20 protein-coding genes, 1 pseudogene and 1 riboswitch are annotated in these 22,676 nt (G+C 37.8%); of the genes and pseudogenes, 9 read left to right on the forward strand and 12 right to left on the reverse strand.

Annotated elements, in window-relative coordinates:
• Window positions 1-34: 34 nt before the first annotated feature.
• From ASE92_RS15535 to murQ, 5 genes are all read right to left on the reverse strand, one after another.
• Window positions 35-382, reverse strand: coding sequence for a four helix bundle protein (locus tag ASE92_RS15535; RefSeq protein WP_056851033.1), 348 nt, complete (start codon window positions 380-382; stop codon window positions 35-37).
• 46 nt (window positions 383-428) lie between these two features.
• Window positions 429-4,145, reverse strand: coding sequence for a methionine synthase (metH, locus tag ASE92_RS15540; RefSeq protein ID WP_056851034.1), 3,717 nt, complete (start codon window positions 4,143-4,145; stop codon window positions 429-431).
• A gap of 137 nt (window positions 4,146-4,282) precedes the next feature.
• A riboswitch (SAM riboswitch) is annotated at window positions 4,283-4,388 on the reverse strand.
• Window positions 4,389-4,677: 289 nt separating this feature from the next.
• Window positions 4,678-5,460, reverse strand: a complete 783-nt coding sequence (locus tag ASE92_RS15545; RefSeq protein WP_235527376.1) for a Bax inhibitor-1/YccA family protein — start codon at window positions 5,458-5,460, stop codon at window positions 4,678-4,680.
• A 1-nt stretch (window position 5,461) separates the two neighbouring features.
• Window positions 5,462-6,028 carry a hypothetical protein gene (locus ASE92_RS15550; RefSeq protein WP_056851036.1) on the reverse strand — a complete coding sequence of 189 codons (567 nt, stop codon included), beginning with the start codon at window positions 6,026-6,028 and terminating at the stop codon, window positions 5,462-5,464.
• Between the two features lie 92 nt (window positions 6,029-6,120).
• On the reverse strand, window positions 6,121-6,936 hold the full coding sequence (gene murQ / locus ASE92_RS15555) for an N-acetylmuramic acid 6-phosphate etherase (RefSeq protein WP_056851037.1): 816 nt from the start codon (window positions 6,934-6,936) through the stop codon (window positions 6,121-6,123).
• Between the two features lie 189 nt (window positions 6,937-7,125).
• On the opposite strand from murQ, the gene ASE92_RS15560 reads away from it, so the two are divergent.
• A complete protein-coding gene (locus tag ASE92_RS15560; RefSeq protein ID WP_056851038.1) occupies window positions 7,126-8,733 on the forward strand; it encodes a S41 family peptidase in 1,608 nt (535 codons plus the stop codon).
• A gap of 1 nt (window position 8,734) precedes the next feature.
• Here ASE92_RS15560 and ASE92_RS15565 read toward each other — a convergent pair whose 3' ends face one another.
• The gene (locus ASE92_RS15565; protein ID WP_056851039.1) at window positions 8,735-9,289 is read right to left on the reverse strand and encodes a GNAT family N-acetyltransferase; all 555 of its coding nucleotides are present in this window, start codon (window positions 9,287-9,289) and stop codon (window positions 8,735-8,737) included.
• Window positions 9,290-9,373: 84 nt separating this feature from the next.
• On the opposite strand from ASE92_RS15565, the gene ASE92_RS15570 reads away from it, so the two are divergent.
• A complete protein-coding gene (locus ASE92_RS15570; protein ID WP_056851040.1) occupies window positions 9,374-9,685 on the forward strand; it encodes a DUF4286 family protein in 312 nt (103 codons plus the stop codon).
• A 91-nt stretch (window positions 9,686-9,776) separates the two neighbouring features.
• On the opposite strand, the gene ASE92_RS15575 is transcribed toward ASE92_RS15570, so the two are convergent.
• Together ASE92_RS15575 and dtd are read right to left on the reverse strand one after the other, a co-directional pair.
• Window positions 9,777-10,103 (reverse strand): nucleotide pyrophosphohydrolase, encoded by a 327-nt coding sequence (locus tag ASE92_RS15575; protein WP_056851041.1) that lies wholly within the window; start codon window positions 10,101-10,103, stop codon window positions 9,777-9,779.
• 83 nt (window positions 10,104-10,186) lie between these two features.
• A complete protein-coding gene (gene dtd, locus ASE92_RS15580) occupies window positions 10,187-10,639 on the reverse strand; it encodes a D-aminoacyl-tRNA deacylase (RefSeq protein WP_056851042.1) in 453 nt (150 codons plus the stop codon).
• A gap of 30 nt (window positions 10,640-10,669) precedes the next feature.
• On the opposite strand from dtd, the gene ASE92_RS15585 reads away from it, so the two are divergent.
• Genes ASE92_RS15585 through ASE92_RS15595 form a run of 3 tightly spaced genes read left to right on the forward strand, consistent with a single transcriptional unit; the run spans window position 10,670 to window position 14,511 of the window.
• Window positions 10,670-11,695: a hypothetical protein gene (locus ASE92_RS15585; protein ID WP_056851214.1), complete on the forward strand. Its 1,026-nt coding sequence runs from the start codon at window positions 10,670-10,672 to the stop codon at window positions 11,693-11,695.
• Entirely contained in the window at window positions 11,661-14,090 is a 2,430-nt protein-coding gene (locus ASE92_RS15590; protein ID WP_056851043.1) for a hypothetical protein, read from the forward strand. The genes ASE92_RS15585 and ASE92_RS15590 overlap by 35 nt, the downstream gene beginning before the upstream one ends.
• A 37-nt stretch (window positions 14,091-14,127) precedes the next feature.
• Window positions 14,128-14,511 (forward strand): hypothetical protein, encoded by a 384-nt coding sequence (locus ASE92_RS15595; protein ID WP_056851044.1) that lies wholly within the window; start codon window positions 14,128-14,130, stop codon window positions 14,509-14,511.
• Between the two features lie 93 nt (window positions 14,512-14,604).
• Here ASE92_RS15595 and ASE92_RS15600 read toward each other — a convergent pair whose 3' ends face one another.
• Window positions 14,605-15,651 (reverse strand): 3-oxoacyl-ACP synthase III family protein, encoded by a 1,047-nt coding sequence (locus tag ASE92_RS15600; RefSeq protein ID WP_200926436.1) that lies wholly within the window; start codon window positions 15,649-15,651, stop codon window positions 14,605-14,607.
• 133 nt (window positions 15,652-15,784) lie between these two features.
• Between ASE92_RS15600 and ASE92_RS15605 the strand changes: the two genes are divergently transcribed.
• A complete protein-coding gene (locus tag ASE92_RS15605) occupies window positions 15,785-16,066 on the forward strand; it encodes an ATP-dependent Clp protease adaptor ClpS (protein ID WP_010599054.1) in 282 nt (93 codons plus the stop codon).
• 31 nt (window positions 16,067-16,097) lie between these two features.
• Complete coding sequence (gene fic, locus ASE92_RS15610) at window positions 16,098-16,655, forward strand: protein adenylyltransferase Fic (protein WP_056851046.1); 558 nt, start codon at window positions 16,098-16,100, stop codon at window positions 16,653-16,655.
• Here fic and ASE92_RS15615 read toward each other — a convergent pair.
• The 3 genes from ASE92_RS15615 to ASE92_RS15625 form a co-directional block, all read right to left on the reverse strand.
• Window positions 16,652-17,257 (reverse strand): thioredoxin family protein, encoded by a 606-nt coding sequence (locus ASE92_RS15615; RefSeq protein WP_056851047.1) that lies wholly within the window; start codon window positions 17,255-17,257, stop codon window positions 16,652-16,654. The genes fic and ASE92_RS15615 overlap by 4 nt on opposite strands.
• Before the next feature lie 101 nt (window positions 17,258-17,358).
• Window positions 17,359-17,724: a hypothetical protein gene (locus ASE92_RS15620; protein WP_056851048.1), complete on the reverse strand. Its 366-nt coding sequence runs from the start codon at window positions 17,722-17,724 to the stop codon at window positions 17,359-17,361.
• 67 nt (window positions 17,725-17,791) lie between these two features.
• Window positions 17,792-19,375, reverse strand: a complete 1,584-nt coding sequence (locus ASE92_RS15625; RefSeq protein ID WP_056851049.1) for a peptide chain release factor 3 — start codon at window positions 19,373-19,375, stop codon at window positions 17,792-17,794.
• A gap of 543 nt (window positions 19,376-19,918) precedes the next feature.
• Here ASE92_RS15625 and ASE92_RS21635 point away from each other — a divergent pair.
• Both ASE92_RS21635 and ASE92_RS15635 read left to right on the forward strand, forming a co-directional pair.
• On the forward strand, window positions 19,919-22,189 hold the full coding sequence (locus tag ASE92_RS21635; protein ID WP_082455088.1) for a helix-turn-helix domain-containing protein: 2,271 nt from the start codon (window positions 19,919-19,921) through the stop codon (window positions 22,187-22,189).
• A gap of 65 nt (window positions 22,190-22,254) precedes the next feature.
• Window positions 22,255-22,631: pseudogene (locus tag ASE92_RS15635) on the forward strand (GxxExxY protein).
• Window positions 22,632-22,676 lie beyond the last annotated feature (45 nt).

The raw sequence follows: 22,676 nt of genomic DNA on the forward strand, positions 1-22,676 counted from the left end.
CTGGATGCTTATTTAACCAGCTTCTGATAATAATTTATAAATCCGTTAAGTCATTTTCTGGTTGTTTCAAGTTAAGCAGTAGCGTTTTTAAGTCTATTTCTTCGATAAATCCCAAGTCAAATGCAAGATATAGTTGAGTTTCGACCTCATAAACGGAACCCCTTGCGACATAAAAAAATTGAATGCTGTCTTTCGGATGATTTCTACCACAACCCTCAGCAATGTTCGAAGGAATCGATACAGCCGCTCTTCTAAGCTGGCTTGTCAAGCCGAATTTTTCATCACTAGGAAAATTTGAAGATACTAAATATACCTCCTTCGATAAAATTCGGGCTTGTTTCCAGACATCCAAATCAATATAATTTTTCTTTCCCCGCTCCATGTTTCTGCAGTTTGACTTATAACATTTAACTCATAACTGGCAACTACTAGTACGCCAAATTAGGCGAGAGCCACTTCTCTGCTTCCTCTATCGTCATTCCTTTTCTGATTGCGTAATCTTCCACCTGATCTTTTGTGATTTTTCCCAGGCCAAAATATCTTGATTCGGGATGGGCAAAGTAAAAACCACTCACCGCAGCTGTGGGATACATGGCGTAACTTTCTGTTAAGTGTAAGCCAATTTTATTCTCCGCATCGAGCAAGCTAAACAAAGTTCCCTTTTCAGTGTGTTCCGGACAAGCAGGATAGCCCGGTGCCGGACGAATACCTGCATATTCTTCTTTAATTAATTCCTGATTGCTTAAGTTTTCATCCTTTGCATAACCCCAGTATTCTTTACGTACCCGCTCGTGCATGCGTTCGGCAAAAGCTTCAGCCAAACGATCCGCTAATGCCTTGGCCATAATGCTATTATAATCATCATGATTGGCCTCAAATTCCGCTACCAACTCATCTATTCCTATTCCTGCAGTTAAAGCAAAGCAGCCAAAATAATCTTGAATACCAGATTCTTTAGGGGCAATGAAATCTGACAAAGCATAATATGGCTGGCCATCAACCTTTTCGGCTTGTTGGCGCAGTGTGTGGATAGTAACTAGTCTTGAGTCTTCAGGCTTAAGTCCAGAGTCGCCAGGTAGACTTCCGACTTCGGACTTTTGACTTTCGACTTCCAAATGAATGTCGTCTCCAACTGCATTTGCCGGCCAAAATCCAATTACCGCTCTAGCAGTTAACAACTTTTCATCTAAAATCCGTTTCAATAATGCCTGTGCATCATCAAAAAGTTTTTTTGCTTCACTTCCAACATTTTTATCATCGAATATTTTCGGGTAGCTGCCTCGAAGTTCCCAGGTATGGAAAAAAGGAGTCCAATCGATATATGGAACTAACTCATCCAAAGGATATTGATCAAAAACCCTGGTTCCGGTAAATTCGGGAACTGGTAAATTTCGATTGAAATCTATCTTAAATTTATTTTCCCGTGCTTCTTCAATGGTTTTGAAACGCTTATCAGAACGCTTGTTCAAATGCGCTTCCCTGGCTTTTTCATACTCTGCTTTGATCCCTGCAACGTAGTCAGCTTTTGTTTCTGGATTCATCAGCGTACTGCAAACAGTAACACTTCGCGATGCATCTAAAACATGGATAGCCGGACCAGAATAATTTGGGGCAACTTTCACAGCCGCGTGAATCCGCGACGTAGTTGCTCCACCTATAATTAATGGAATGGTAAAACCTTCTCGTTCCATTTCTTTGGCAAAGTGGACCATTTCATCAAGTGATGGTGTAATTAATCCACTTAAGCCAATAATATCGGCATTTATTTCTCTGGCTTTTTTGATGATCTCCTGAGCAGGAACCATCACGCCCATATCTATAATTTCAAAGTTATTACAGGCCAAAACTACCCCCACAATGTTCTTCCCGATATCGTGAACATCACCTTTTACAGTTGCCATTAACACTCTTCCCGCTGATGAATTTTGGTCCTGATCTGGATTATCTAATTTCTCCTGTTCAATAAAGGGAAGCAAATAAGCCACCGCTTTTTTCATCACCCTGGCCGATTTTACCACCTGAGGCAAAAACATTTTTCCGGCACCAAATAAATCACCAACAATGTTCATTCCGTCCATCAATGGTCCTTCAATTACTTGTATTGGGCGGGCATATTTTTGACGAGCCTCTTCAACGTCATCGTCAAGATACTCTACAATTCCTTTTACCAGGGAGTGAGATAGGCGTTCTTCAACGGATCCTTTCCTCCATTCTTCGTCTTTTACAATTTCTTTGCCTTTTGATTTTACCGTATCAGCATATTCAACCAATCGCTCTGTAGCATCATCCCGTCGGTTCAAAAGCACATCTTCTACCCTTTCCAAAAGTTCGGGTGGAATTTCCTGATACACCTCAAGCATACCTGCATTTACAATACCCATATCTAAACCGGCCTGAATGGCATGGTAAAGAAAGGCAGAGTGCATCGCTTCGCGAACAACATTATTTCCTCTAAATGAAAAGGAAATATTTGATACACCCCCACTTACCTTTGCATGTGGCAGGTTTTCTTTGATCCAACGGGTTGCATTAATAAAATCTACCGCGTAGTTATTATGTTCTTCTAATCCGGTTGCAACGGTTAAAATATTGGGGTCGAAAATAATATCTTCAGGAGGAAAACCGATCTCATGTACCAGAATATCATAGCTTCGTTTACAAATCTCTTTTCTCCGTTCGTAGTTATCGGCCTGGCCTTGTTCATCAAAAGCCATTACAACAACTGCAGCGCCATATTGCATAATTTTGCGGGCGCTTTCGCGGAATTTATCTTCGCCTTCTTTAAGCGAAATGGAGTTCACAATTCCTTTCCCCTGCAAACATTTCAATCCATTTTCTATCACCGACCACTTAGAAGAATCGACCATGATAGGCAATTTGGCGATATCCGGTTCTGAGGCAATCAGATTTAAAAACTTCGTCATGGCAGCTTCCGAATCGAGCATACCTTCATCCATGTTCACATCAATAATCTGCGCTCCGCCTTCTACCTGTTGTAGGGCCACAGCCAAGGCCGCTTCGTAGTCGCCGCCTAAAATTAACTTCGAAAATTTTGGAGATCCGGTAATGTTTGTCCTTTCGCCAACGTTTACAAAAATACTTTCTGGCGTTATCGTTACAGGCTCCAATCCACTCAATCGCATGAAAGGCTCGATAGTTGGTAATTTCCGTGGAGAAGCTTTTTTGGCATTCTTTGCAATGCATCCAATGTGATCAGGAGTGGTACCGCAACAGCCACCCACAATATTTACGAATCCAGATTGAATAAAATCGTCGACCAGGTGAGCGGTTTCGTGCGGTTGTTCATCGTAAGCGCCAAATTCATTCGGCAGGCCTGCATTTGGGTAAGCCGAAACATAACACCCAGCCTTGGTAGCCAGCTCTTCGATGTGCGGGCGCATTTCTTTAGCACCTAAAGCACAGTTAAAACCAATGCTTAAAGGTTTTGCATGCATCACCGAATTTAAGAAAGCTTCTGCTGTTTGACCAGAAAGCGTTCTTCCAGAAGCATCGGTTATGGTTCCCGAAATCATAATTTCGAGCTTACGACCAACTACTTCTTCATATTTTTTAATGGCCACAATGGCTACTTTTGCATTTAGCGTATCAAAGATGGTTTCGATAAGAAGCACATCAGAACCTCCATCTACCAAACCGCGAACCTGTTCATAATATGCCGCTTCCAGTTCATCAAAATAAACCGCCCTAAAGCCTGGGTCGTTTACATTTGGCGACATCGAAAGGGTTCTGTTGGTTGGCCCGATTGCACCTGCAACAAAACATTTCCGATCAGGATTTGCAGCCATGAATTCAGTAGCAGCCTCTTTTGCCACCCTCGCACCTTCAAAGCTTAATTCATAAGAAAGATCTTCCATCTGATAATCAGCCATGGAAATTCTTTGTGTACTGAAGGTGTTGGTTTCAATAATATCCGCACCAGCGGCTAAATATTCAAGATGTATGGCTTTAATAATATCAGGCCGAGTGATGTTGAGCAAATCGTTATTGCCTTTTACATCACATGGATGATCTTTAAAACGTTCCCCTCTAAAATCCTCTTCGGTTAAAGTATAACGCTGAATCATGGTACCCATCGCACCATCAATTACTAAAATACGTTTTTCTAATTCTTCTCTTATGCTCATTCCGTTGTTAGATGTGAGATTGAAGATATGAGATATGAGAAATTCAGTCTTGCGCACCAAGTCTCAAATCTCACGTCTATAATCTAAAATCTCAAAAAAAGCTTATTTAAAAAGTTGGTACGAGAATCGTAATCCTAAACTTATCTGCCCCCGATTAAAATCGGGATAGAATGTAGCACCTTGTGTGGTCACAGGTTGCTAAGACTTCGTTGGGTCTAATCCCTCCGTCTTTCTTAATAAGCGTACAAAAATGCAACAAAGCAACATCAATTCCAAAAATTATCGCTCTGGTGCCAAATAAAATTACAAAGGCCATGCAAATTTGCACAGCCTTAAGAATATTGTTTTGTTTGAGGGCTTTAAACTGTTTCCCTTTTATCGAATCTTTTATTGTATTATGTAATCAAATATCCCATCCAAAAGGCACCAGGCAAACAACTAAGAAATATACGATCTGTAATATAAGTTACAGTAATTGCCTGGATAATGCCGCCAACTAAAATGAAGAATATGATTACCAAAAACTTGCTCATTATTTTCTACTTCCGAAAATGCGTAGCAAGAAAAGGAATATATTTATAAAATCAAGATATAGCGACAAAGCTGCCATTATAGCTAATTTCTTTGTATCAGCAGATGGAATTGATTCTCCGCTTTCTTCAATTCCCATTCCAATTCTTTTAATTTTTTGAACATCGTATGCAGTTAATGCTGTAAAAACAGCAATACCAACAAATGCCATGATTAAGCTAAACTGTTCACTTTTGATAAACATATTTGCAATACTGGCTATAAATAAACCGGCAACACCAACCATTAAAATTGGGCCGAACTTGCTCAAATCTATATTTGTTGTATAGCCCATAACAGCCATTATACCAAAAATACCTGCGGCTGCAGCAAAACAAGTTATAATCGATGTGCCAGTGTAAATTAAGAGAATGAAACTTAAACTTACGCCCAGCAGCACAGAAAACAGCACAAACACACCTAACAAGGCGCCATAAGATAGTCTCGAAAAGCCAGCTCCCATTACTAAAACTAGCCCAAGTGGCGCAAACATTGCCACATAACCCAACGCAGTTCTTCTTCCTGTTTCAAAATCTATTAATGATCTTAATGCTGACTCCGTGTTTGAAATATAAAAAGCAGATAGAGTTGATAAAGCCAACGCTACAAACATCCAAAGAAATACGTTTGCAAAAAACTTCTTCGATACAGAGTTTTCCTGTACAAAGACACTATTGGTTTGATAATTATAATTTTGTTGTTCCATTTTTAATTTTGTGTATTTAAATGATTTTAAAAATAACAATTTAGTTTAATCTTTTTGTCAAGAGTTCTTCAACTTTTTTAAAGAACTGTAGCGGTTTAAGTGTACGCCAAGGCAGATTATCAAAAGCTCCTCCGAAGTTGATATAGTAATCTATGTTATTGTCTTTAAATTCGGAAATAACGTGTTCTTGAAAATTTACGCCAACAATCCATCCATCTTCTACTTCCTGAAACCACTCTTCATAATAGCTATCATCAGATGCGTGAAAATTTAAAACGTTCTCGCCAATGAGAATAAATTTGGTAATGCCTTCGTCCATCATTAATTCTAAAATATCGCGTTTAAGTAACATGATATCATTATTAATTGCATCATTCCATTCGCCGATAAATTCGATAATGGCATAACTGCGATCATAATCAGCATACAAAACCTTCATGTAAAGGGTGTTCGATCCAAATTCGTCCCACTGCGGATGCAGCAAGAAATTATAAATCTGCTTGTCGAAATAAATTTCCGAATACTCGGTGTTATAAAAAGGTGAGCGCTCATCTTCTGCCGAAACATAATCATCTCTCCACTGGTAATAAGGCTCGATTTCGTGCATTTTAATATTTAATTTTGAGTGAGTGAATTTTGAATGACTGAATTTAACGGCGATGCTAACTCTATCATTCACTCATTATATCATTCATCCATTTACTGTGGTTGTCGTTGTCCCGCCTCTACCGCTTTACGTACGCTTCCATATTTTGTAAGTAAATCTGCCGCCTCATCATAACCTATGTTTAATTCATCTGCCACCATCTGCGTTCCGCGATCAACTAATTTATTATTGGTTAACTGCATATCTACCATTTTGTTTCCCACTACCCGTCCTAACTGAACCATTACGGTAGTACTCAACATGTTCAAAACCAATTTCTGTGCAGTACCAGATTTCATTCGGGTTGAACCGGTAATAAATTCGGGGCCAACAACAACTTCAACAGGAAAATCAGATTCAGCAGCGATTGGCCCACCAGTATTGCAAACAATACAACCGGTTAAAACGCCGTGCTTACGGGCAGTATTTAAACCGCCAACTACATAAGGTGTGGTTCCAGATGCGGCCAACCCTACCAAACAATCTTTTTCATTGATGTTGAATTCTTCCAAATCCTTCCAGGCTTGCTCGGCATCGTCTTCCGCAAATTCTACTGCCTTTCTAATGGCCGTATCGCCACCGGCAATAATTCCGACAACCCAATCAAATGGAACCCCATAAGTTGGTGGACATTCGGAGGCATCTACTACACCTAAACGACCACTTGTACCTGCGCCAATATAAAATAAGCGACCGCCTTTTTTCATTCTTTCGGCAACTGCCGAAGTTAGTTTTTCTATCTGAGGCAAAGATTTTTCAACTGCAAAAGCAACGGTCTTATCTTCGTTATTAATGCCCTGCAAAACCTCCAATACCGACATTTTGTCGATGTTATCATAATTAGATTCCTGCTCGGTAACTCTGTTCATAAATTTAATTTTGATAAAATTCGGTAAATTCTTTTTAAAAAACGGCTTAAAAACTTAAAAATATATCTTCCTGTCGCTGTAAGAATAATTACATCCGTTAATTTATGTTAAATATTAGAAACAAAAGACATGAAAATGCAGTTAAAAAATATAGTAACCCGCTAAATTTCATAAATTTGCACAACGCTAATGAAAAAAAATACCCGAAATAACCTACTGATTGCAATAAGCTATTCTGTAATTTTAATAGTAGGTATGATTTTGGGGATAAAATTTATAAAAGACCAGGGTTTTGGCGTTCAGCGAAGTCCGCAGCTGGCTGTAAATAGTGACGGAAAACTTGAAGAGATTCTGCACATTATCAATAAAAACTACGTTGATGAAATTAATACTGATTCTTTACAGAATCTTCCTATAGATAGTGTTCTACATCAACTAGATCCCCATAGTGTTTATTTGCCTCCAACCGATGCGCAAGATATGACCAACAATTTAGAGGGTAACTTTGAAGGTGTTGGCATTGAGTATTACATGCTCAATGATACGATGATGGTTACTGGAGTAGTTAAAGACGGGCCTGCCTACCAGGCCGGAATAAAACTGGGAGATAAAATTTTGAGTATTGATACCGCAGTTGTAAGCGGGCGAAACTTGCCAAAAGAGCAGTTAACCGGACGTTTTCGAGGTAAAGCCGGAAGCGGTGTTAGCGTTGTTTTAATGCATAATGGAACACAGGTACAAAGTAAGTTAATGGTTACCCGTGGTAAGGTAAACATTAGTAGTATTGATGCTTCTTATATGATTAATCCTGAAACTGGATATATTAGAATTAGTAAGTTCGGAGCAAATACCGATAATGATTTCGCTACTGCTGCTAATAATTTAAAAGCCAAAGGGATGAAGAAGCTCATCCTCGATCTCCGCGACAATGGCGGCGGGTATTTTTCTGCTGCTACGGGTTTAGCTGATCAGTTTTTACCTGAAAATAAACTCATTGTTTACACTCAGGGTAAACACGAACCTCGTACCGATTATTTTTCAACCGGTACTGGAGCGTTTCAAAATGGGAAATTAGCGGTATTGATTAACGAGAATACCGCATCGGCAAGTGAGATTGTTGCAGGTGCTATTCAAGATTTAGGTAGAGGGGTGATTGTAGGCAGGCGATCTTTTGGCAAAGGACTGGTTCAAGAACAGTTTTCTTTTGGTGATGGATCTGCTTTAAACTTAACCATTGCCCGGTATTATACGCCGTCGGGAAGAAGCATTCAGAAATCGTACAAAAAAGGTTATGATGCTTACAAACATGAGTTGGATGAGAGAATGATGGATGGAGAACTGACCGGAGATCGCACTTCTTTTCAGGATTCAATAGAAAAAGCAGAAGGCGTAGCTACACAAAATGTAAGAAAACAAAAGCCTAGTGGAGGCATACAGCCAGATGTTTTTGTTAAACTTGATACCGTTGGTTACAATAAATTTTATGCTACCCTGGTAAGCAAAAAGATTTTATCAGATTATGTTTTCAATGTATTAACAAACAAATATAACGCTGGCTTTGTAGAACAAAACATCAATTCTTTTACTTTAGGAGATAATGATTTCAAAGATTTCATAGGTTATATTCAACGCAAAAACGTACAGATCGATCGTTTTCAATTGTACAATGCTAAGCCTGTAATTTTGAGCGATTTGAAAGCATTGCTATGCCGCTATTACCTTGGTGACGTAGGCTATTACCGATCAGTGAATCAAACCGATAATGCAGTTAAGCAAGCCTTGATAAACCTTCAATAGTTTATCTCCAGTCCCAAACCACCACATTCCACTCTGTGCTCATTTGATCTGTATAGGTATCAATCGTTTTGAAGCCAATACGCTCATGCGCTTTCATTGAACGTAGATTTATAGTGGCAATTTCAGTTATTGCGAATTCAAATTTATCTTCGAAAAAATTCTTATAAGCCTGATAGCATTGATCAAATAAGCCTTTCCCACGGTAATCTTTATCAACACAAACCTGGCCCACCACAATATATTGATACTCAGCCACCGATTTTCCATGATATTGAATGTGATCGAAACTCTCGTACATTTCTACTAATCGGGGAATATCATTTTTCGATTGTTCCGTCATCCCCAATACATAAGCGATTACCTTTTCACCGTCCTTAGCGATGATGTTCGGTTCATGATGATGCATTTTTTCCAAATCATCAAGCTTGTGCGAAACCGTTACAAAACCTTGCTGTTCAATTTCTTCCACAGTTAAATCGGCTCTTAGATTCTTTTTTTGAAGCGTAATAATACCTTCTAAATCCTTTACTGTTCGCGATGTTGAAATTTCAATCATGAGTATCCTCTAAATAATCGCCGAATATAAGAAATTCAGTTTTTCATCTCTCTTTTACTTGGGCACATTTATTATCTTTGCAACATGCTTTTATATAATGTTACCCTAATTTTAGATGATGCTGCAGTTGAAGAATGGTTGCAATGGATGCAGCAAACCCATATTCCAGAAGTGATGGCTACCGGAATGTTTGTATCCAATCGATTATTAAAGGTGCTTGATTCGCCAAATGAAGGCGTAACTTATTGTGCACAATATGTTGCCGAAACTTTAGAAAATTACAACGAATACCAAAGCGAATTTGCTCCAGAGCTACAAGAGAGTTTAAACAGAAAGTTTAAAAATCGCTTTGTGGCCTACAGAACTTTAATGGAGTTTGTACCTCCAACTTTCTAAAGGGAGCATTGAAAGCATAAGCCGATTCAATATCAAAGCAAATTTCAGCAGCGCTAATTTAACTCGTTACTACCGACTAAAGGCTTTAAAATTATTTTAGCTTCTCGTTGTTTTTATGCCTGTCTGCATCGCGAATTGTTTTCTTGTCGAGGTTTTTCTGAAAAGCGTCGGTCAAGTTAATACCTGTTTGATTGGCCAAACAAATCAGCACGAACATCACATCGGCCATTTCATCGGCAAGGTTTACCGCTTCATCACTCTTTTTAAATGACTGCTCACCGTATCGCCGAGCCATAATCCGAGCTACCTCCCCCACTTCTTCCATTAAAATAGCAGTATTGGTTAACTCGTTAAAATACCTGATACCTGTAGTTTTGATCCACTGATCTACTGTTTCCTGTGCTTCATTAATGGTCATCGTGTTAGCTTTTATATTTCGCTGATTATTTCTTTAAACTAAAATCTCCTTTAAAAGATTGCAGTGACGAGAAATAGAGGTTTTTACTCTTTATTCTTCGTATCAATTAAAATTGTAGTTGGCCCATCATTTACCAAAGCAATTTTCATATCCGCTCCAAAAATCCCTGTCTGCACTTTCCTGCCCATTAAAGTCGACAATTTCTCAATCATTTTTTCGTAAAGCGGAATAGCCGTATCTGGCCTCGCGGCTCGGGTAAAACCTGGGCGGTTACCTTTTTTCGTAGATGCAAATAAGGTAAACTGGCTGATCAACAAAATATCTCCATTAACATCAGACAACGCTTTATTCATTAAGCCATTTTCATCACCAAATACCCGCATATTAACAATTTTTTGAGCAAGCCAATCCAAATCATCGGTTGTATCGGCATCTTCAATGCCTAAAAGCACCAAAAATCCGGTTTTAATCTCGCCCGTGATTGTGCCATCAACCGTGCAACTTGCTTGTGTAACTCTTTGTAAAACTGCTCGCATTTTATCTTACTTTTGATCAATAAAATTGATATGCGCAAGATAAGTATTTTAGTGATTTCTATATTTTTCTTATTCGGTTGTAGGCAAAGGTCAATCGTTCAGCCCACTTTTTATTTTTGGAGAACAAACTATAAAAACAACAAAGTTGAAACTGATTACCTCCGGAAATTTAAGTCGAAATCGCTTTATGTTCGCATTATGGATGTAGATTTTAATCCCGACTTTCAACAGGATGTTCCTATTTCTCCTATAAAGTTCTCCAATCCGCTTCCAAAAACAATCGACATCATTCCAGTAGTTTTTATTGTTAACCATATTTTTAATGACATAGATTCGAGCAGAATAAAATCGCTAGCCAATAGAATAGCAGTATTTGTTGATGCAAAAGTTCAGCAGGCCGGAAAGACGGATTATTCTGAACTTCAAATAGACTGCGATTGGACTAAAACCACTAGAGACAAGTATTTCAATTTTCTTGATCAACTGAAAGCTCAGCCGCTTTTTAAGAACAAAACAATTTCCGTCACCTTAAGATTACATCAGGTAAAAAACAAATCGACCAGTGGTATTCCCCCAGTAAAAAAGGCCATGCTGATGTGTTACAACATGGGGAATCTGCGTAAATATGGCGAGCAAAATTCCATTCTTGATCAAAGAGAAATGAATATCTATTTAAAAGATTACCTCCGAAATTACCCATTAAAGCTTGATGTTGCCTTACCAATTTTTGAGTGGGCAGTCGTATTCAGGAATAAAGAATATGCTGGAATTTCTAAACGAATTACCAAAGATCAAATAAATGACAAAAAACTATTTAAGCAAAGAGGCCGCTCCATTTTATACGATCTCTTAATCGATTATCCAGCGGCAGGGTTAAAACGTGGCGACGTGATTAGGTGGGAGGAAATTTCTGCCGGAGATTTATTTACAACATCTAATTTTTTATCCCGATATTTAAAACCTGAAGAGCGAAATCTCGTTTTTTATCATCTCGATACCGACCTTTTAAAACATTTTACACATGAAGACTTTCAAAAAGTTATCGCTAATTTTTAGCGTTTTTCTTGTTACTTTCTTTGGCGAAATCGCGGTAAACATCGCCTGTGGCGGCGAAATTGATCCTTATGATTATTATATTTCCTATTTCCATAACAACATTGGGGGTGATGAGTACACGCCTTTTGCTTATAACCAAATGGCTTATCTGAATAACGAGGAAGATGTAGAAAGCGAATCGCAAATTAATAGCCGAGAATGGGCGAAATATTTAGATGTTAAGGAACAGGATGTTCATGAGATTATGTACAATGTAGATAGTGCAACAAGTAACAAGCTTGCACATTTCGACGGAAAGCTTTCAGATTTGGCAGATAGTTTGCAAAAAAACACTTTTGTACAAGGATTGAGCAAAAACAAATCCGCCTTGAAATATTATACTTTCGCTAAAAGCTGTGAGCCCCATGCTAATATTAATTTCAATCTTTGGGATCCAATACCACGAGATAGCACACAAATGGATGTGCTTGCGAAAGAAGCCCTTAAATTAACGGAATTGGAAAAAGATAATTTCTTAAAATTGCGTTATGCTTATCAAGCAGAGCGGATGTTTCATTATGCAGGCCTACATACCGATAGCAAAACCGTTTACGAAAAATTTATCAAAACCAATAAAACCAATAGTGCTGTTAAAGGATGGGCTTTGGCACTTTATGCTGGTTCTATTCGCCGATTAGGAAATCCGGCAGAATCTGCATTTTTATTTTCAAAAGTTTTTGCAACCAACCCGGAAAGGAGAGTGCAGGCTTATAAGAATTATTATTACAACAGCGCTCCTGTAGATGGAGCCCTGATATATGCAAAAACCAATAGTGAAAAGGCCAATATTTGGGCAATTAACGGCTTTGGAAATCCAGATTTTAATATTGAAAGTTTGTATAAAGTATATCAATACGAACCCAAAAGTGAGCTTAACGGGGCGTTATTGGTTAGAGAAGTTAACAAACTGGAGCAGGCATTGATTGAGGCGAATGATATTGCAAAAATATCCTATAGCTATTATTTCTCTGAGAATAACCTGCGACAAAGGGATAGTGTTAAAAATCTGAACTTAAAACAGTTAAACCTGGTTAGAGATTTTGCAGTTAAATTAGCAACCGAAAAGAAATACCCGCAGCCAGAATTGGGTACTTTAACAGCTGCATATCTATCGTGGATGGAAAATAAAGATCTCCTGGCTTCGAACTATTTAGCCATCCTAAACGCAGAGAAACTTCCTGAAAAATTACGTGATCAATATCGGATCACAGACTTGTTGATCAAAGCGAAAAACATCAAAAGAGGCAATGCTTTTAACGAGAACGATTTGTTGCCAGCGTTAAAATGGCTCGATGAAAAGCGATTCGCTGAAAATGAAATTCAGGTTAATGATTGGGGAAATGAGGAAAAAAAATTTAGCAGAACAACAAGAAATTTTTACCAGCAAATATTAGCTCCGGCTTACATAAAATTAGGCGATACCGCAAAGGCTGCACTGGCAATGGTAAAAGGCGATCTGGAATCCAGAACATTAAAAGAAAATTCGCTTTTTCAGAATATAAGCTATCAGAGCAAATCTTTCTGGCAACAGTATTTAAGTCCTAAAAGCATGCAAGGACTTTTAAACTACAAGAAAAAAACTACAGGAACAGATGTGACAGCATTGTTGGCAAAAGCTTTAAATCAACTGAGTGACGATGATTTTTTTGAACTGTATGGAACCACTTATCTAAGAACACATCAGTACGATAAAGCGGTTCAAATGTTTGCAAAAGTATCACCAAACTACAACTATTTTAATCCTGAAGATTATTATGCCGATGATGCAAATTCTAAACTTTATGCAAACCCATTTATCCAAACGATAAATGATTTTCCTAAAAAATATGTAGTGGCAAAAGCTTCTGTTACGAAGAAAACTTTTGCTGCGGAAATGCTTCGGTTACAAAGACTGATTGTTAGTGACCAGAAGAATGCTGCACTTTATTATTACAAAATGGCAAATGCGGTATATCAAACTGGCTACTATGGAAATAGCTGGTTTTTAATTAGCTACGATTGGTCAACTTATGACAATGCAAGCCCGGCAAAGTACGGTTATGATGCAGACTATAAAAAAGCTCAAACTGCCAAAAGCTGGTATTTGAAAGCTAGAGCGCTGAGTACAAATGCAGATTTTAAGGCAAAATGTACATTCATGCTCGCCAAATGTGCTCAAAAGCAAATAATTTTGAACGCCAAATTAAATTCATTTAGTTATTGGGATAAAGATGATGTGAAATATCAAAATTTCATCAATGCAAATTACAACAATCCGTATTTCAAAGAATTGAAATTGAAATACAGCAAAACGCCGTTTTATCAGGTGGCAGCCGGTGAATGTAGTTACCTGAGGGATTTTATAGCGAGGAATTAAAGGTTAAAAAGCTATTAGACCAAGGACAAAAATTGAAATGGCACTGATAAAAGTATTTGGAGTTTCGTTGATCCTGCTCGGATTTTTTCTGGCTTATGGATTGATAAGTTCGTATCGCCCATTACTATTCGGAACAAAAACCGAAGCTACGATTGTTGCTGTTAAACGGGTAAATAATAAAAGGTTTACATATGTGTATTATCCCATATTTCAATTCAAACATAAGAACAAAATGGTTAAAGTGGTAGATAGAAGCCGTGATTTTGAGGAAAATAGTGTCGGAATAAAGGAATTTATATTTTATAACGAAAATTATGGTATTAGCAGGGGGCTTGCATCAACCACTATAGTTTTTTCCTGCATTAGTGCTTGCTTCATCTTATTTGGCTTCGTTGCGCTATTTTATAAAGGAAGGATTTAAACTTCAAATAGATAATAAAATTTACTATTCTAAACAAAATGACGTTGAGGATATTAGTCTTAAGCTTTCATACCCTCAACCTTTTACCTTAAGTTACCACCTGATTAGCGCACTTGCCCAGGTAAAACCTGATCCAAATGCGGCAAGGCAAACTAAATCACCATCTTTAATTTTTCCAGCTTCCCAGGCTTCGCACAAAGCTATAGGGACAGATGCTGCTGTGGTGTTTCCGTATTTTTGAATATTATTAAATACCTGATCATCGCTCAAGCCTAACAAGTTTTGAACGTATTGGCTGATCCGTAAATTTGCTTGATGTGGCACAAGCATGTCAATGTCCTTTTCCGTTAAGTTGTTTGCAGCCAAAGCTTCTTTAATAACCTCTGGAAATTTTACCACAGCTTTTTTGAAAACTGACGGCCCGTCCATGTAGGGCAGTGCTGCACCGCTTTCTAAAATTTCTGGAGTCATAAATAAGCCGCCTAATTCCTGATCAGGAAAAGCAGGTTTATCTTTCATCCATTTATTTGCATGAGAACCTGGATAATACATGGCTAAAATTTCTGCATCGGTACCATCACTGTGTAAATGGGTGCTTAAAATTCCTTTGCCTTTTTCATCTGTAGGTTGCAAAACTACAGCACCTGCACCATCGCCGAAAATTACCGAAACATTACGACTGCGGGTTTCGAAATCCATAGCAAACGAATGTTTTTCACTACCCACCACCAAAACATTTTTATACATCCCGGTTTTCACAAACTGATCGGCCACCGAAAGTGCGTAAACGAATCCTGAACACTGATTGCGAATATCCAGGGCACCAATTTCGCCCATCCCCATTTCACGTTGTAGCAAAACACCACATCCTGGAAAATAATAATCAGGGCTTAAGGTGGCAAAAACAATAAAGTCGACATCTTTTGCGGTGATACCTGCACGCTCGATAGCAATCTTTGCTGCTTCAATTCCCATTGTGGTGGTAGTTTCTTCATTTCGATCGGCAAAACGACGTTCCTTAATCCCGGTTCGTTCCTGAATCCACTCATCGTTGGTATCCATAAAACGACTTAAATCGGTATTGGTATAAACATTTTTTGGAACGTAGTAACCTATTCCTGCTATTTTGGATTGATGCATGCTCATATATTTGATTAGGTAAATGTAATTATTTTATAAAGATATGAGATGAGGGAGAGATAGGAAACGCATATCGTCTGACTTGTCAAATCTAATATCTCAAATCTTCTAATTATTGTTTATTTTTGCAACCATGTCTACAGAAACCAAAGAAGAGACCTTTACGCTCGAAGAAATTTTAACTTCCCTGAAAACTGTACATCGCCTTATTTTGTGGAATGATGATGTAAATACTTTTGATCATGTAATTTACTGTATGATGAAGTATTTGGATTATAACGAATCTCAGGCGGAAAAAATTGCGTGGAAAGTGCATAATGACGGAAAGTGCCCAGTTTTGGAAGGTTCTTTTACTGAAATGGAAGTTTACCGTAAAATTTTACAGCAAGAAGGATTAACGGTTTCAGTTGATTAGATTTTGGATAAAGTTTTCGTTCAAATAATGCATGAAAAGTATTGATAAAAAAAGTTTAGAGAATGCATTCCAATTATTCGAGAGTGGAGATATCTATGAAATAGAAATTGGCACTACGCAAGCCTTACAAGATATACACCTCTATCTTTTTAAAGACTTGTTTGATTTTGCAGGCAAAATACGAACACTAAATATCTCTAAAGGTGGTTTTCGATTTGCTACAGCTTTATACCTAAATGAGATTTTGGTAAAAGTAGAACAGATGCCAGAAAGCACTTTTGAAGAAATTGTAGCTAAATATGTAGAAATGAATATTGCACACCCTTTTATGGAAGGGAACGGTAGAACAATGCGAATTTGGCTTGATATGATCTTGAAAGAACGCCTCACGCGATTGGTTAACTGGCAGTTTATTGATAAGACATTGTATCTACAAGCGATGGAACGCAGTCCTATAAATGATCTAGAGCTAAAAACCCTACTTGCGGCTCACCTCACAGATGATGTAGATAATAGAGAAGTAATCTTCAAAGGAATTGAGCAATCATACTACTATGAAGGCTACGAAAAAGATAGTGAAGAAGATTAGTTATTTACTTCCAATCCCCTTAAAAGCACATTTAACTCTGCTTGTGTTGTTTGTGTTTTATCTTTAGCATACCAGCTGTGAAGCTTCTCTGCCAAAACAGGCATTTCAGTTGTTTCTTTTCTCCACTCTTTAAGCAATTCTTGCAAAACCTGTGGACGTGGTGCCCATGTTGCTAAAACTTGATCTGCATTTTCATTCAGGATAATTAAAACTGGTATTGCTCTCCCTCCGTTAGTCAAATGCGCATCTATCAAAGGAAGATTTTTATCGCGAAGTACAAATCTTAAATCAATTTTACCTAAAGACGCCGTGGCTATTTTATTAAAAACAGGAATAATTTGAGCCGCATCTCCGCACCAACCTTCTGTAATTACCAAAAATTTGTAGTTGGCTTTAAAATTATCGATGGTAGCAGTTAGTTCATCTGTCAAACTTGAGGTTTTATCAACTCGGTTCATACGTTGCACATTCATTTTTGTATAGTGCAGATCGTAAGTAACATCGCCGGTAGCCTTCCCTTCCAGCAAAAGCTGGTCTACCAGTGCACGGTACGTTCGATAATCCATTCCTTGCTCATTGAAAATTTCGCTATAGTTAACCATGATGTTTTTAATTGATCTGACAAAGAAAAGGAGAAAGTTGATAATTTAAATCATCGGTTTGCAATTTGATTGTTCTATAATTAATCAAATTATTGATCCTATTAAAACGCTGAAACTGCTGACACAACTTTAGCTTTATGATCGAAAATCCTGACAATTGGCTTGATAGTCTTTTTAGAAACATTTAAAATCTCCAGATGATTTCCAGCCGGAATAGACAGCGTAACTTTATCATTAACAATAACCTGATCCTGAGTATTCGGCTGTTTAATGATCAAGGTATCTTTAGTTGGATTTTGTATATCTACATTAAATGCACTTGTATCTGCCAAATTCACTGTTAATTTCTTTTTAGCTTCTAAAGGAATCAAAAGTGTCCACGACTTTGAATCCGTTTTTAGCGTTGCGCAAGAAGATACTAAAAGGATAAACAATAGATAAGTAACGAAAGCAAATTTGTTTTTCATAGTTTTTAGTTTGTTACTTATCAGACGAAAATTTGTAAATTTTAGTTGCATGGACAAGAAAGAAAATTTAGCTCTTAAATTCGCTCGTTTTATGAAAATCGATATCCGGGTAATCTTGCTTCGTTAAATTAATCATATAGTCACTGTCTGATAGATAAACGGGGTTTGCCTCTTTATCAAATCCAATATGTTGTTGCTTACGCTTCACAAATTCATCCAGTTTTTTTCTGTCGGTTGAGGTTACCCAGCTCGAGCGTGTGTAACTTAAGGTACGGAAACGACATTTAGCACCATATTCATGTTCTAAACGGAAGTTAATTACCTCAAACTGAAGTTCACCAACCGCACCAATCACCTTTCTATTTCCGGGCTGCATCACGAATAATTGCGCAACCCCTTCATCAGTTAGTTGTTCAATACCTTTCTCCAACTGTTTAGTACGCATCGGATCCATATTTTCTACCTCTTTAAAAATAGATGGTGAAAAACTTGGAATACCTTTAAATTGCAATTTTTCGCCCTCAGTTAAAGTATCGCCAATTTTGAAGTTGCCACTATCATATAAGCCAACCACATCACCTGGCCAGGCTTCTTCAACAATACTTTTCTCATTCGCCATAAAATCCATCGGGTTCGAAAACTTTAATTTCTTATCCTGGCGGGTATGGTAATAAAATTTGTTGCGTTCAAATTTCCCTGAACAAATCCGTAAAAATGCAATTCTATCGCGGTGTTTTGGATCTAAGTTGGCATGGATTTTAAATACGAAACCACTAAAATTTTTCTCCTCTACCAATACATCACGCTCTTCGGCTTCTCTATGGCGGGGACTTGGCGCAATATCAATAAACGTATCTAAAAGCTCCTTAATACCGAAATTGTTAATGGCACTTCCAAAAAATACTGGAGCAACCAAACCCTCGGTATATAGATCTTTATCAATCTTTCCATAAATACCATCAACCAATTCAACATCATCTTTCAGGTTGTTAATTTCATTTTCTTTTAGGTAGTTCAACAAAGAAGGATCGTTCAAATCGTTTGCCGCCACTACAGAATCGGTTACTTTGGTTTTATCAGAATTGAATAGGTTTAAATGTTTGTTATAAATGCTGTAAACACCTTTAAAGGTGTGGCCCTGACCAATTGGCCATGAAAGCGGGCACAAGCTGATGTTTAGTTTTTCTTCAATTTCATCCAGTAAATCGTAAGCTTCTTTTCCCTCACGATCCATTTTATTGATAAATATAATTACTGGGGTGTTACGCATCCGACAAACCGACATCAGTTTTTCGGTTTGTTCCTCCACTCCTTTTACACAGTCTACCACCAAAATAACGCTATCCACAGCAGAAAGCGTTCGGTAAGTATCCTCAGCAAAATCTTTGTGCCCAGGGGTATCCAAAATATTAATTCGCTTGCCGCTGTATTCGAAACCCATAACTGAAGTAGCTACCGAGATTCCACGCTGCTTCTCAATTTCCATAAAATCGGAAGTATTGCTTTGGTTCGCTTTATTCCGTTTTACCGCACCAGCTGTGTTAATGGCACCACCAAACAACAGAAATTTTTCTGTCAATGTGGTTTTGCCCGCATCGGGGTGACTAATAATGGCAAAGGTTTTACGTTTTTCTATTTCAGGGTTAAGCATAATAAATTTGGGGTAAAAATGGCGATGAAACCTGGTTAAAGAAATTTAACAGCGATAAGATTTGAATAATTTTGTTTCATCAGGCTGCAAAGATAAGAAAATTGGTTAACTGTTTGAACTGGTTAATGTTTTAATCTTTAATAGCGTTACCCGTTCAAATCTTAAATCACGTTTAGAAAAGCAACTGCAGTAGTTCATCGGTAAAAGCAGTCCCGCCATTTATTACAATCTTTTTGTTAAAGCTTCTGCGTTACCTAAACTAGTACAACAAAAAGTATTTCCATTGCTGTCGGGTTTAAATAACATCTCTATTATTTCTTGGGATAGTTTTAAAACCCACCGCTTTAAAATGTTTCATTTTCAGGTTTCAATTTTACCACATAGGACTACCATACCCGATGAAAAACTGAACATTCATTTCCAGATATTTAACTTTGATTACCTAAATTATTAAATGAAAACTAAAAATCATACCTATTTTTGTGCTAAAATTGTTAGCTTTAATCATCCCTCCAACTAAAGCAAACCAAAATCTTAATACCGATGCCACAACTGGAAGAAACTTCTATGCCAGCAGAAATTGCTGCAAAGTTTGTCAATTACACTTCAAAACATGTTTTCTTAACTGGAAAAGCAGGAACAGGTAAAACTACTTTCCTGCGGAAATTGATTTCGCTTACGCACAAGAAGGCGCTGATTTGTGCCCCAACTGGTATTGCTGCAATTAATGCTGCCGGTGTAACCATTCATTCTTTATTTCAATTGCCTTTCGGAGCATTTTTTCCTGATGCGGCGGGTAATCTAATCAATCAAAATATTACCTTCAATTTTAATACGCCGCGAACCATTGTGAAGCACCTCAATATGCAGGGCAACAAAAAGCGCATGATTCAGGAGCTTGAATTGCTGGTGATTGATGAAGTGAGTATGCTCCGTGCCGACATGCTAGACGCGATTGACTTCTCGCTAAGGTACATTCGGAGAAACAGAAACGTGCCTTTTGGCGGTGTGCAATTGCTATTTATTGGCGACTTACACCAGTTGCCGCCAGTAGTAAAAAACGACGAATGGCGGGTGATGGCTGGTTTCTACAAGAGCATTTATTTTTTTGATGCACTGGCCTTACAAAATAGTCCGCCAGTGTATATCGAGCTGGATAAAATTTACCGTCAGGATGATGCCGTATTTATTGATTTGTTAAATAACCTGCGCAACAACAAGATTACGCCCGAAGATACCGCTTTGCTGCGCCAGCATTTTAAACAAGATTTTAAGCCTGCGGCCGATGAAAACTATATCACTTTAACTACGCACAACAATAAAGCTGATACCATTAACCGTGAAAGGCTAACGCAGTTGAAAACAAAGTCGTATTTTTTTGATGCGAAAGTTACCGGCGAGTTTAATGAATACGCTTACCCTAATGAAAAAAGTTTAGAGCTGAAAGTTGGTGCTCAGGTCATGTTTATCAAAAATGATATGACTGCCGAAAAGCGCTATTATAATGGAAAAATCGGGGTTGTGCACCACATTGAAAAGGATATTATCGAAATAGAACTCCCTGATGAGCGAACGGTAATTGCCGTTTCGCCCTACACCTGGGAAAATGTAAAATACAAACTCAACGAAGCTACAAATGAAATTGCAGAAAATGTGACGGGCTCTTTTGTCCAATATCCGCTAAAATTGGCATGGGCAATTACTGTTCATAAAAGTCAGGGTTTAACTTTTGATAAAGCAATAATTGATATCGGGGATGCCTTTGCGCCTGGCCAAGCATACGTAGCATTATCGCGTTTGCGCTCGCTGAAAGGATTGGTACTTACTTCGCATTTGCGAGAGAATGGTTTGCAGCAAGATCAGAACATTCACTATTTCTCCAGCACAAAACAACCTGCAGAGATATTAACCCAACAAATAAGCGTTGAGAGTTACGATTTTATCAGAAGTTATTTACTGGCTGCATTCGACTTAAACCTGGTTCGCTACTACATGAAAGAGCATGTGGAAACTTTCGATAAAAGCGAGGCAAAATCTACCAAACAGCGGTATGATAGCTGGACTATGGATTTGTACAAGGAATTTCAGAAAACCACTTCCACAGCTGATACATTTCTAAATCAACTGAAGGGCTTATTCGCCGAACAAACCGAGCATACCTTATTTAATGTTTCGAAAAGAGTTGAAGCTGCACTAAAATATTTCAATCCGCTTATTAAAACTGTATCAGATAAACTATTAGCACAAATTGAATCCATTAAGGAAGAGAAGGGAATCAAAACTTACTTAACCGAATTGCTTGAACTGGAAATTTTAGTTTATGAACAATTGAAAAAAATGCACAAAAGCAAAGCATTACTCAGTGCGATTATTAATGGAAAAGAATTTAGCAAAGCCGATACTGACAAACTGTTGAACCTGGCTGAACGAAATGAGCAGTTGCAGAAGGCCATTCAACTGAAAGGCCAGGTTTTAAAAGTGAAATCGGCTGTTGAGAAGAAAAAGAAAGAGCCAAAAGTTGATACAAAATTAATCAGTTTTGAGCTTTACGAACAAGGTAAAACATTGGAGGAAATTGCAAAAGAAAGAGGTTTTTCTGTTGGTACAATTGAGGGCCACCTGGCTTATTACGTGTCTACGCAGCAAATAGATGTATCGAAGTTGGTTAAGCCTAACAAAATTAGAAATATTGCTGACGCGGTTGAGAGCCAGAAAACAAAATCGATGGCTACGATCAGAGACTTTTTAGGAAAAGATTATTCATTTGGAGAGATTAAACTGGTGTTGGCTTCTTTGTTCCCATCAGAGGAGTAGGTCATTCCTTAACCGCAAAGAACACCAAGAAAAAAGGCGCAAAGAACAAAGTTAGATTCAATATTATGGATGAGAATGAATTATCGAGAGTTGTAATAGGTTTGGCTATTGAAGTACATAATGCGTTAGGGCCAGGTCTATTAGAAAGTGCCCATAAAGAATGTTTATTTTACAAAATAGCTAAAGCTGGATTTTTTGTTGAAAAGGAAAAGGTAATGCCTTTAATTTTCGAAGAAGTAAAGCTCGAGTGTGGCTATAGAATTGATATTTTGGTAGAAAAAAATTAGTGCTCGAATTGAAAAGCGTTGAAACCTTGAATGATGTACATTTGGCGCAAACATTAACTTATATGAAGTTAGGAAATTATAAATTAGGGCTTTTGATGAATTTCAACGTAAGCCGTTTAAAAGACGGTTTAAAACGTGTTGCCAATGGCTTGTAAGTTTTCTTTGTTTCTTTGCGAAAAACTTTGCGAACTTTGCGGTTA

The sequence above is a fragment of the Pedobacter sp. Leaf41 genome (assembly GCF_001422545.1).
GTDB lineage: Bacteria > Bacteroidota > Bacteroidia > Sphingobacteriales > Sphingobacteriaceae > Pedobacter.

Bases quoted from the DNA above. Each gene is read 5' to 3' on its own strand.
- ASE92_RS15535 (WP_056851033.1), bottom strand. From the start codon at position 382: ATGGAGCGGGGAAAGAAAAATTATATTGATTTGGATGTCTGGAAACAA.
- metH (WP_056851034.1), bottom strand. From the start codon at position 4,145: ATGAGCATAAGAGAAGAATTAGAAAAACGTATTTTAGTAATTGATGGT.
- ASE92_RS15550 (WP_056851036.1), bottom strand. From the start codon at position 6,028: ATGCACGAAATCGAGCCTTATTACCAGTGGAGAGATGATTATGTTTCG.
- murQ (WP_056851037.1), bottom strand. From the start codon at position 6,936: ATGAACAGAGTTACCGAGCAGGAATCTAATTATGATAACATCGACAAA.
- ASE92_RS15560 (WP_056851038.1), top strand. From the start codon at position 7,126: ATGAAAAAAAATACCCGAAATAACCTACTGATTGCAATAAGCTATTCT.
- ASE92_RS15565 (WP_056851039.1), bottom strand. From the start codon at position 9,289: ATGATTGAAATTTCAACATCGCGAACAGTAAAGGATTTAGAAGGTATT.
- ASE92_RS15570 (WP_056851040.1), top strand. From the start codon at position 9,374: ATGCTTTTATATAATGTTACCCTAATTTTAGATGATGCTGCAGTTGAA.
- ASE92_RS15575 (WP_056851041.1), bottom strand. From the start codon at position 10,103: ATGACCATTAATGAAGCACAGGAAACAGTAGATCAGTGGATCAAAACT.
- dtd (WP_056851042.1), bottom strand. From the start codon at position 10,639: ATGCGAGCAGTTTTACAAAGAGTTACACAAGCAAGTTGCACGGTTGAT.
- ASE92_RS15585 (WP_056851214.1), top strand. From the start codon at position 10,670: ATGCGCAAGATAAGTATTTTAGTGATTTCTATATTTTTCTTATTCGGT.
- ASE92_RS15590 (WP_056851043.1), top strand. From the start codon at position 11,661: ATGAAGACTTTCAAAAAGTTATCGCTAATTTTTAGCGTTTTTCTTGTT.
- ASE92_RS15595 (WP_056851044.1), top strand. From the start codon at position 14,128: ATGGCACTGATAAAAGTATTTGGAGTTTCGTTGATCCTGCTCGGATTT.
- ASE92_RS15600 (WP_200926436.1), bottom strand. From the start codon at position 15,651: ATGCATCAATCCAAAATAGCAGGAATAGGTTACTACGTTCCAAAAAAT.
- ASE92_RS15605 (WP_010599054.1), top strand. From the start codon at position 15,785: ATGTCTACAGAAACCAAAGAAGAGACCTTTACGCTCGAAGAAATTTTA.
- fic (WP_056851046.1), top strand. From the start codon at position 16,098: ATGAAAAGTATTGATAAAAAAAGTTTAGAGAATGCATTCCAATTATTC.
- ASE92_RS15615 (WP_056851047.1), bottom strand. From the start codon at position 17,257: ATGGTTAACTATAGCGAAATTTTCAATGAGCAAGGAATGGATTATCGA.
- ASE92_RS15620 (WP_056851048.1), bottom strand. From the start codon at position 17,724: ATGAAAAACAAATTTGCTTTCGTTACTTATCTATTGTTTATCCTTTTA.
- ASE92_RS15625 (WP_056851049.1), bottom strand. From the start codon at position 19,375: ATGCTTAACCCTGAAATAGAAAAACGTAAAACCTTTGCCATTATTAGT.
- ASE92_RS21635 (WP_082455088.1), top strand. From the start codon at position 19,919: ATGCCACAACTGGAAGAAACTTCTATGCCAGCAGAAATTGCTGCAAAG.